The organism is Neoroseomonas rubea (genome assembly GCF_016106015.1).
Classification (GTDB): Bacteria; Pseudomonadota; Alphaproteobacteria; order Acetobacterales; family Acetobacteraceae; genus Neoroseomonas; species Neoroseomonas rubea.
Genome location: NZ_JACADQ010000206.1, coordinates 1 through 7,146 on the forward strand (window position 1 = coordinate 1; position 7,146 = coordinate 7,146).

The window sequence follows — 7,146 nt, forward strand, 5'->3', positions numbered from 1 at the left end:
TCGCGCGCGCGGCGCTGATCGGCGCGGGGGCGGCGCTCGGCCCGGTGCGACGGGCGATCGTGGCGCGGTTGATGGATGCCCCGCCGACCGCGGCGCGCGCCCGCGCCTGACGGCCAGGAAAACGGAGCGAGGCGCAGCCTCGATCCGGGAGCGCAAGGCGCGACCGCGCCCAGACCAACCGCTGCCGCCGGAGCGCCAGTGCGTGGCGCGCAAGCCAAGCCGCCGGATGGCGGCGCCGGCGCCTGAGGTCAACAAAGACTCCACCCGCGCCCTTGGCGCCGGCAATCAATGCAGCACGAGCACCCCGTTGGCGTAGCGCAGTTCCGCCGGCCTGGTCAGGGCGGCGCAGGCCACGCGCACGGAATGCAGCGGGCCTTCGATCTCGCGCTTCCAGAATTCGAGGAACCGGTTGAGTTCCGGGAAGTCCGGCGCGTGGTCCACCTTCTGCCAGATGTAGGATTGCAGCACATGCGGATGGTCCGGCAGGTGATAGAGGAGTTCGGCCGTCGTCATGCGCCAGTCGCGGACGCGGAGGATCGGTTCCAGTCCCTGTAGCACCGTCATCTGTCCCTTCCCCAATGGGTTCAGCCGTGCGGTTTCTTGGCGGCGGCCGGCCTCTCGGGGCGGTCCGCAGGCATCAGGATGACATGTGAGTCTTAACGGGGCGCAAGAAAAATCGTTTAGGATCAGGATATTAGCACTCGCGCTCCACGAGTGCTGCCGGATGCTTGACGGTTGCCGCTGGGCGGCCTAAGTCGCTGGCACTCCTCTGGGGGGAGTGCTAACGGCCGGGGCGCTCCGGCGACCGGCCAGGCTTCCCAGGGCGAGCCGTCATCAACCCGAGGCTCAGGAGAGGACATCCATGAAGTTTCGTCCCCTGCACGACCGCGTGCTCGTTCGCCGCATCGAAGCGGAAGAGAAGACCCGCGGCGGCATCATCATCCCCGACACCGCCAAGGAAAAGCCGCAGGAAGGCGAAGTGATCGCCGTCGGCGCTGGCACCCTGAACGACAAGGGCGAGATCCGTCCGCTCGACGTGAAGGCCGGCGACCGCATCCTGTTCGGCAAGTGGTCGGGCACCGAGGTGAAGCTCGATGGCGAAGATCTCCTCATCATGAAGGAGAGCGACATCATGGGCATCCTCGAGGGCACCGCCGAGGCGAAGAAGGCCGCCTGAGGCGCCGCTTCGTCCGACCCCCGACACACAGCACACACAAGAGGTAGACACACATGGCTGCTAAGGACGTCAAGTTCGGCGCCTCCGCCCGCGAGCGCATGATCCGCGGCGTGGACATCCTGGCCGACGCGGTGAAGGTGACGCTCGGCCCGAAGGGCCGCAACGTCGTGATCGACAAGTCCTTCGGTGCCCCGCGCATCACGAAGGACGGCGTGACGGTCGCGAAGGAAATCGAGCTCGCCGACAAGTTCGAGAACATGGGCGCCCAGATGGTGCGCGAAGTGGCCTCGAAGACGAACGACCTGGCCGGCGACGGCACCACCACCGCGACCGTGCTCGCCCAGGCGATCGTGCGCGAGGGTGCGAAGGCGGTCGCCGCCGGCATGAACCCGATGGACCTCAAGCGCGGCATCGACAAGGCCGTGGCCGAGGTCGTGAAGGAGCTCGAGTCCAAGACCCGCAAGATCTCCACCTCCGCCGAGGTCGCCCAGGTCGGCTCGATCTCCGCCAATGGCGAGACCGAGATCGGCGAGATGATCGCCAAGGCGATGGAGAAGGTCGGCAACGAGGGCGTCATCACGGTCGAGGAAGCCAAGAGCATCCAGACCGAGCTCGACGTCGTCGAGGGCATGCAGTTCGACCGCGGCTACGTCTCCCCGTATTTCATCACGAATGCGGAGAAGATGATCGCCGAGATGGACCAGCCCTACATCCTGATCTTCGAGAAGAAGCTGTCCGGCCTCCAGCCGATGCTGCCGCTTCTCGAGACGGTGGTGCAGTCGGGCCGTCCGCTCGTGATCATCGCCGAGGACGTCGAGGGCGAGGCGCTCGCGACGCTCGTGGTGAACAAGCTGCGCGGCGGGCTCAAGGTCGCGGCCGTGAAGGCGCCGGGCTTCGGTGATCGCCGTAAGGCGATGCTCGAGGACATCGCGATCCTCACGGGCGGCGAGGTCATCTCCGAAGACCTCGGCATCAAGCTCGAGAACGTGACGCTCTCCATGCTCGGCCGCGCGAAGATGGTGCGCATCGAGAAGGAGAACACCACGATCGTCGACGGTGCCGGCGAGAAGACCGCCATCACCGGCCGCTGCGAGCAGATCAAGGCGCAGATCGAGGAGACCACCTCGGACTACGACCGCGAGAAGCTGCAGGAGCGCCTCGCGAAGCTCGCGGGCGGCGTCGCGGTCATCCGCGTCGGCGGCTCGACCGAGGTCGAGGTGAAGGAGCGCAAGGACCGCGTCGACGACGCGCTGCATGCGACTCGCGCCGCGGTCGAGGAAGGCATCGTGCCGGGCGGCGGCGTCGCCCTGCTGCGCGCCTCCTCCAACCTCGCCGGCCTCAAGGGCCTGAACAACGATGAGCAGGTGGGGATCGAGATCATCCGCCGCGCCATCCAGGCCCCGCTGAAGCAGATCGCCGAGAACGCCGGCAAGGACGGCGCGGTGGTCGCGGGCGAGGTGCTGCGCTCCGACACCTACGTGTTCGGCTACGACGCGCAGAAGGACGAGTACAAGGACCTGGTGGCCGCCGGCATCATCGACCCGACCAAGGTCGTGCGCACGGCGCTGCAGGATGCGGCCTCGGTCGCCTCCCTGCTGATCACCACCGAGGCGATGGTCGCCGAGCGTCCCGCGAAGCCGTCGGCTCCGGCCGGCGGTGGCGGCGGCGACATGGGCGGCATGGGTGGCATGGACTTCTGATCCTCCCGCCAGGGGATCGGAGACAGGGGGCAGTCCTTCGGGGCTGCCCCTTTTTCGTTGCGGCGTGCTAAGCGGGGCGGAACATCGATGTTCCGGGGAACGCCCATGCTGCGCCGCCACCTCCTCCTCGCCCCAGCCCTGCTTGCGCCGGCCGTCGCGCGTGCCCAAGCTTGGCGGCCCAACCGCGCCGTCACCATGGTGGTGCCCTATGCCGCGGGCGGGGGAACCGACATCGTCGGGCGCGAATTTGCGCAGCTGCTGTCCCAGCGGCTCGGGCAGTCCGTGGTGGTGGACAATCGCGGTGGCGCCGGCGGCAACATCGGCACGCAGCACGTGATCCGCAACGCGCGGCCGGACGGCTACACCTTCCTCTACGCCGTCTCCTCCAACATCGTGATCAACCCGCATGTCTACCGCACGCCCGAACGGGAAGACCCCGCGCGCGTGCTGATCCCGGCCGGCATCCTGGCGAACTACCAGTACATCCTGGTGGGCAATCCGCGCTTCCCGGCGACCAACCTCGCGGAGCTGATCGCGCTGGCGCGCCAGCGGCCGGGCGAGATCACCTTCAGCCATTCGGGCACCGGCGGGAACAACCACCTGGCGGGCAAGCTGCTCGCCCGCATGGCGGGGATCGAGCTGTCCGACGTCGCCTATCGCGGCACCGCGCCCGCGCTGATGGATGCGGTCAGCGGCACGGTGCAGTTCAACATTTCCTCCCCGCCGCCGGCGATCCCGCTGGTGCGCGATGGGCAGTTGCGCCCGATCGCGGTGACGGGCGCGCAGCGTTCCCCCGCCTTCCCGGATGTGCCGACCGTGGCGGAGCAGGGGCTTGCCGGCTATGCGGTGACCGGCTGGCACGGGCTGTTCTACCCGCCCGGCACGCCGGAAGGGCCGGTTGCGGCGCTGCGCGCGGCGGCCACCGAGATCGCGGCGCTGCCCGCCTTCCACGAGAAGCTCGGCCGCGACGGGCTCGAGCCGCTGGCCACGCCCGTCACGCCGGAGGCCTTCGCGCAGCAGGTGCGGGACGAGCACGCCTTCTGGCAGCGCACCATTCCCGAGCTCGGAATCCGTCTTGAGTGACGTGCATCACGGCCCGGCACGCTTTTGTTGACGCGCCGGGATCGATCTGCGTCAGATCGGATCGTCCGACCGACCCTTGCCTCGCCTTGCCGTGCCTCCGGATGCCCGGTCGCCTCCAAGCCGATCCCGGGCCTGGCCGCGGCACGCCCGGCGCGACAGCCGCGCCGGCAGCGACGGAAGGAGAGGATCGCATGGCGATCGGCACCGTGAAGTGGTTCAACGCCACCAAGGGCTTCGGCTTCATCGTCCCGCAGGATGGCGGCAAGGATGTCTTCGTGCACATCACGGCCGTGCAGAAGGCGGGCCTGACCGGGCTGAATGAGAACCAGAAGCTCAGCTACGAGGTCGCGACTGAGCGCGGCAAGGCTGCCGCCGTCAACCTGAAGCCGATCTGACGCGACCAACGCGCCGCCCTTCGATGTTCACGCTCGAGGAACTCGAGGCGGCGGCGCGCCTCGTCCACCACGCATTCCCGCCGACCCCGCAGATCGCCTGGCCGCTGCTTGCCGCCCGGGTCGGGTGCGAGACCTGGGTCAAGCACGAGAACCACACGCCGACCGGCGCCTTCAAGGTGCGGGGCGGGCTTGTGTTCATGGAACGCCTCGCGCGCGAACGTCCGCATGTGAAGGGCGTGGTGAGCGCGACGCGCGGCAATCACGGGCAATCGCTGGCCTATGCCGGGCAACGCCACGGCGTGCCGGTCACCATCCTGGTCCCGCGCGGCAACAGCGCTGAGAAGAACGCGGCGATGCGCGCCTTCGGCGCGCGGCTGATCGAGCATGGTGAGGATTTCGACGCCGCGCGCGTCGAGGCCGCGCGGCTCGCGGACGCCGAAGGGCTGGAATTCGCGCCCTCCTTCGCCCGCGACCTGGTGATGGGGGTCGCGACCTATGCGCTGGAATTCCTGCGCGCCGCGCCGCCGCTCGATGCGCTCTATGTCCCGATCGGGCTGGGGTCCGGCATCTGCGGCTGCATCCTGGCGCGCGACCTGCTGGGGCTGTCCACCGAGATCATCGGCGTGCAGTCGGTCGGCGCGCCGTCCTACGCGCTCTCCTTCGCCGCGGGGCATGTGGTGACGACGCCCAGGGCCGAAACGCGCGCCGACGGCATGGCGACGCGCGTCCCGGACGCGGACGCGCTCGCCATCATCCGCCGCGGCGCGGCGCGCATCGTCACCGTGACGGATGACGAGGTCGCGGCCGCCATCCGCGCCTATTGGCAGGACACGCACAACCTCGCCGAGGGCGCGGGGGCAGCGCCGCTCGCCGCGCTGATGCAGGAACGCGCGGCAATGCGCGGCAAGCGCGCGGGCGTCATCCTGTGCGGCGGCAACATCGACCTCGATCTGTTCCGCGACTGGGTGCTGGGGGCTGAATGACCGACCTGCTGCTGCGCAACGTCCGCCCGATGGGCGGCACGGCGACCGACCTGCTTGTCCGCGGCGGCCGCATCGCCGCCGGCCCCGCGCCGGCGGGCACGCCGGTGGAAGACGGGCGCGGCCTTCTCCTGCTGCCCGCCTTCGTCGAGGGCCACACCCATCTCGACAAGACCACCTTTCACTTGCCGGACTGGCTGGTGAACGAGGTCGGCCCGCGCATCGAGGACAAGATCGACACCGAGCGCGAGTGGCGCGCGCGCACCGGGCACGATGCCGGCGTCGCCTCGCTCGCCATGGCGCGCGCCTTCCTCGCCGCCGGCACCACGCGCGTCCGCAGCCATGTCGATGTCGACACCTCGGGCGGCACCAGGCACATCGAGGGCGTGCTCGCGACGCGCGAGGCGATGCGCGGCCTGCAGGAGATCCAGCTCGTCGCCTTCCCGCAATCGGGCATCCTGGGGCGACAGGGGACGGACACGCTGCTCGACGCCGCCCTTTCCATGGGCGCGGACATCGTCGGCGGGCTCGACCCCTGCGCGATCGAGCGCGACCCCGTCCGCCATCTCGACATCGTCTTCGGCCTTGCCGAGAAGCACGGCAAGCCGGTCGACATCCACCTGCACGAACCAGGCACGATGGGCGCCTTCTCGCTCGACCTCATCCTCGAGCGCACGCGCGCGCTCGGCATGGAGGGCCGCGTCGTCGTCAGCCACGCCTTCTGCCTCGGCGACATCCCCGAACGCGATCGGGACGGCCTGCTCGCGCGCATGGCCGCGCTCGGCGTGGCCATCGCGACGACGGCGCCGGCCTCCCGCCCCGTGCCGCTCGTCGCCGCCTGCCGCGCGGCGGTTGTGACCATCTTCGGCGGCAATGACGGCATCCGCGACACATGGACGCCCTATGGCTCGCCGGACATGCTGGAACGCGCCATGCTGATCGGCCTGCGCAACAATTTCCGCCGCGATGACGAGGTGGCGATCGCCTTCGACTGCGTCAGTGCCGCGGGCGCGAAGGGCTGCGGCTTCGAGGACTACGGCCTTGAACCCGGCGCGCGCGCGGACCTGGTGCTGGTCGATGCGCGCAGCCTTGCGGAAGCCGTGGTGACGCGCCCGCCGCGCCGCCTCGTCGTCTCCGGCGGGCGCATCGTCGCGCGCGACGGCGCGCTGCTCGCGTGACCGAGGCCGCAGTCCTCGTCGAGCATCGCGGCGACACCACCACCCTCCGGCTTGCGCGGCCCGACCGCGGCAACGCGCTCGGCCCCGCGATGGTGGAGGCGCTGGAAGCTGGGATCGACTCGGCGCTCGAAGCCGGCGCGCGGCTGATCGTGCTGCGCGGGCAGGGGCGCAACTTCTGCACCGGGCTCGACCTATCGGACCTCGATGCCATCGGCGACGGCGACCTCGCGCTGCGCATCCTCCGCATCGAGATGCTGCTCCAGCGCATCCATGCCCTGCCGGTCACGACGCTCGCCATCGCATCCGGGCGCGTCTTCGGCGCGGGGGCGGATCTGTTCGCCGTCTGCGACCATCGCATCGCGCTGAACGGCGCATCCTTCGCCTTCCCGGGGCCGGCCTTCGGGCTGGTGCTCGGCACGGCGCGGCTCGCGGGGCTGTTGGGCGACACGGTGGCGCGGCAATTGCTGCTCGCCGGGCAACCGATCGAGGCATCGCGCGCGCTCGCGCTCGGCCTCGCGACCGCGGTGATCGAGGAGGACGCGGCCGACGGCGCGATCGGCGCGGCCCATGCCGCCGCGGCGCGGCTCGACGCGCCGACCAGGTCGCGAGAGCACACGCCTGAACCCCAGTCGC

Annotated in this window: 8 protein-coding genes; 7 read left to right on the forward strand and 1 reads right to left on the reverse strand. The window is 70.1% G+C overall.

Annotated features, from left to right (window positions below; all coding sequences use genetic code 11):
- Positions 1-285 precede the first annotated feature (285 nt).
- Positions 286-564: an usg protein gene (locus tag HW577_RS17010; protein WP_198377340.1), complete on the reverse strand. Its 279-nt coding sequence runs from the start codon at positions 562-564 to the stop codon at positions 286-288.
- 298 nt (positions 565-862) lie between these two features.
- Here HW577_RS17010 and groES point away from each other — a divergent pair, with 298 nt between their 5' ends.
- The 7 genes from groES to HW577_RS17045 all read left to right on the forward strand — a co-directional run.
- Positions 863-1,177 (forward strand): co-chaperone GroES, encoded by a 315-nt coding sequence (groES, locus tag HW577_RS17015; RefSeq protein WP_198377341.1) that lies wholly within the window; start codon positions 863-865, stop codon positions 1,175-1,177.
- A gap of 53 nt (positions 1,178-1,230) precedes the next feature.
- Positions 1,231-2,877 (forward strand): chaperonin GroEL, encoded by a 1,647-nt coding sequence (gene groL, locus HW577_RS17020; RefSeq protein ID WP_198377342.1) that lies wholly within the window; start codon positions 1,231-1,233, stop codon positions 2,875-2,877.
- Positions 2,878-2,982: 105 nt separating this feature from the next.
- Entirely contained in the window at positions 2,983-3,960 is a 978-nt protein-coding gene (locus tag HW577_RS17025; protein WP_198377343.1) for a Bug family tripartite tricarboxylate transporter substrate binding protein, read from the forward strand.
- A gap of 191 nt (positions 3,961-4,151) precedes the next feature.
- A complete protein-coding gene (locus tag HW577_RS17030) occupies positions 4,152-4,355 on the forward strand; it encodes a cold-shock protein (protein ID WP_198377344.1) in 204 nt (67 codons plus the stop codon).
- A gap of 23 nt (positions 4,356-4,378) precedes the next feature.
- On the forward strand, positions 4,379-5,338 hold the full coding sequence (locus tag HW577_RS17035; RefSeq protein WP_198377345.1) for a threonine dehydratase: 960 nt from the start codon (positions 4,379-4,381) through the stop codon (positions 5,336-5,338).
- The gene (locus HW577_RS17040) at positions 5,335-6,513 is read left to right on the forward strand and encodes an amidohydrolase family protein (RefSeq protein ID WP_198377346.1); all 1,179 of its coding nucleotides are present in this window, start codon (positions 5,335-5,337) and stop codon (positions 6,511-6,513) included. The genes HW577_RS17035 and HW577_RS17040 overlap by 4 nt, the downstream gene beginning before the upstream one ends.
- A partial coding sequence (locus HW577_RS17045; protein WP_198377347.1) for an enoyl-CoA hydratase/isomerase family protein occupies positions 6,510-7,146 on the forward strand: 637 nt, incomplete at its 3' end. The genes HW577_RS17040 and HW577_RS17045, both read left to right, overlap by 4 nt.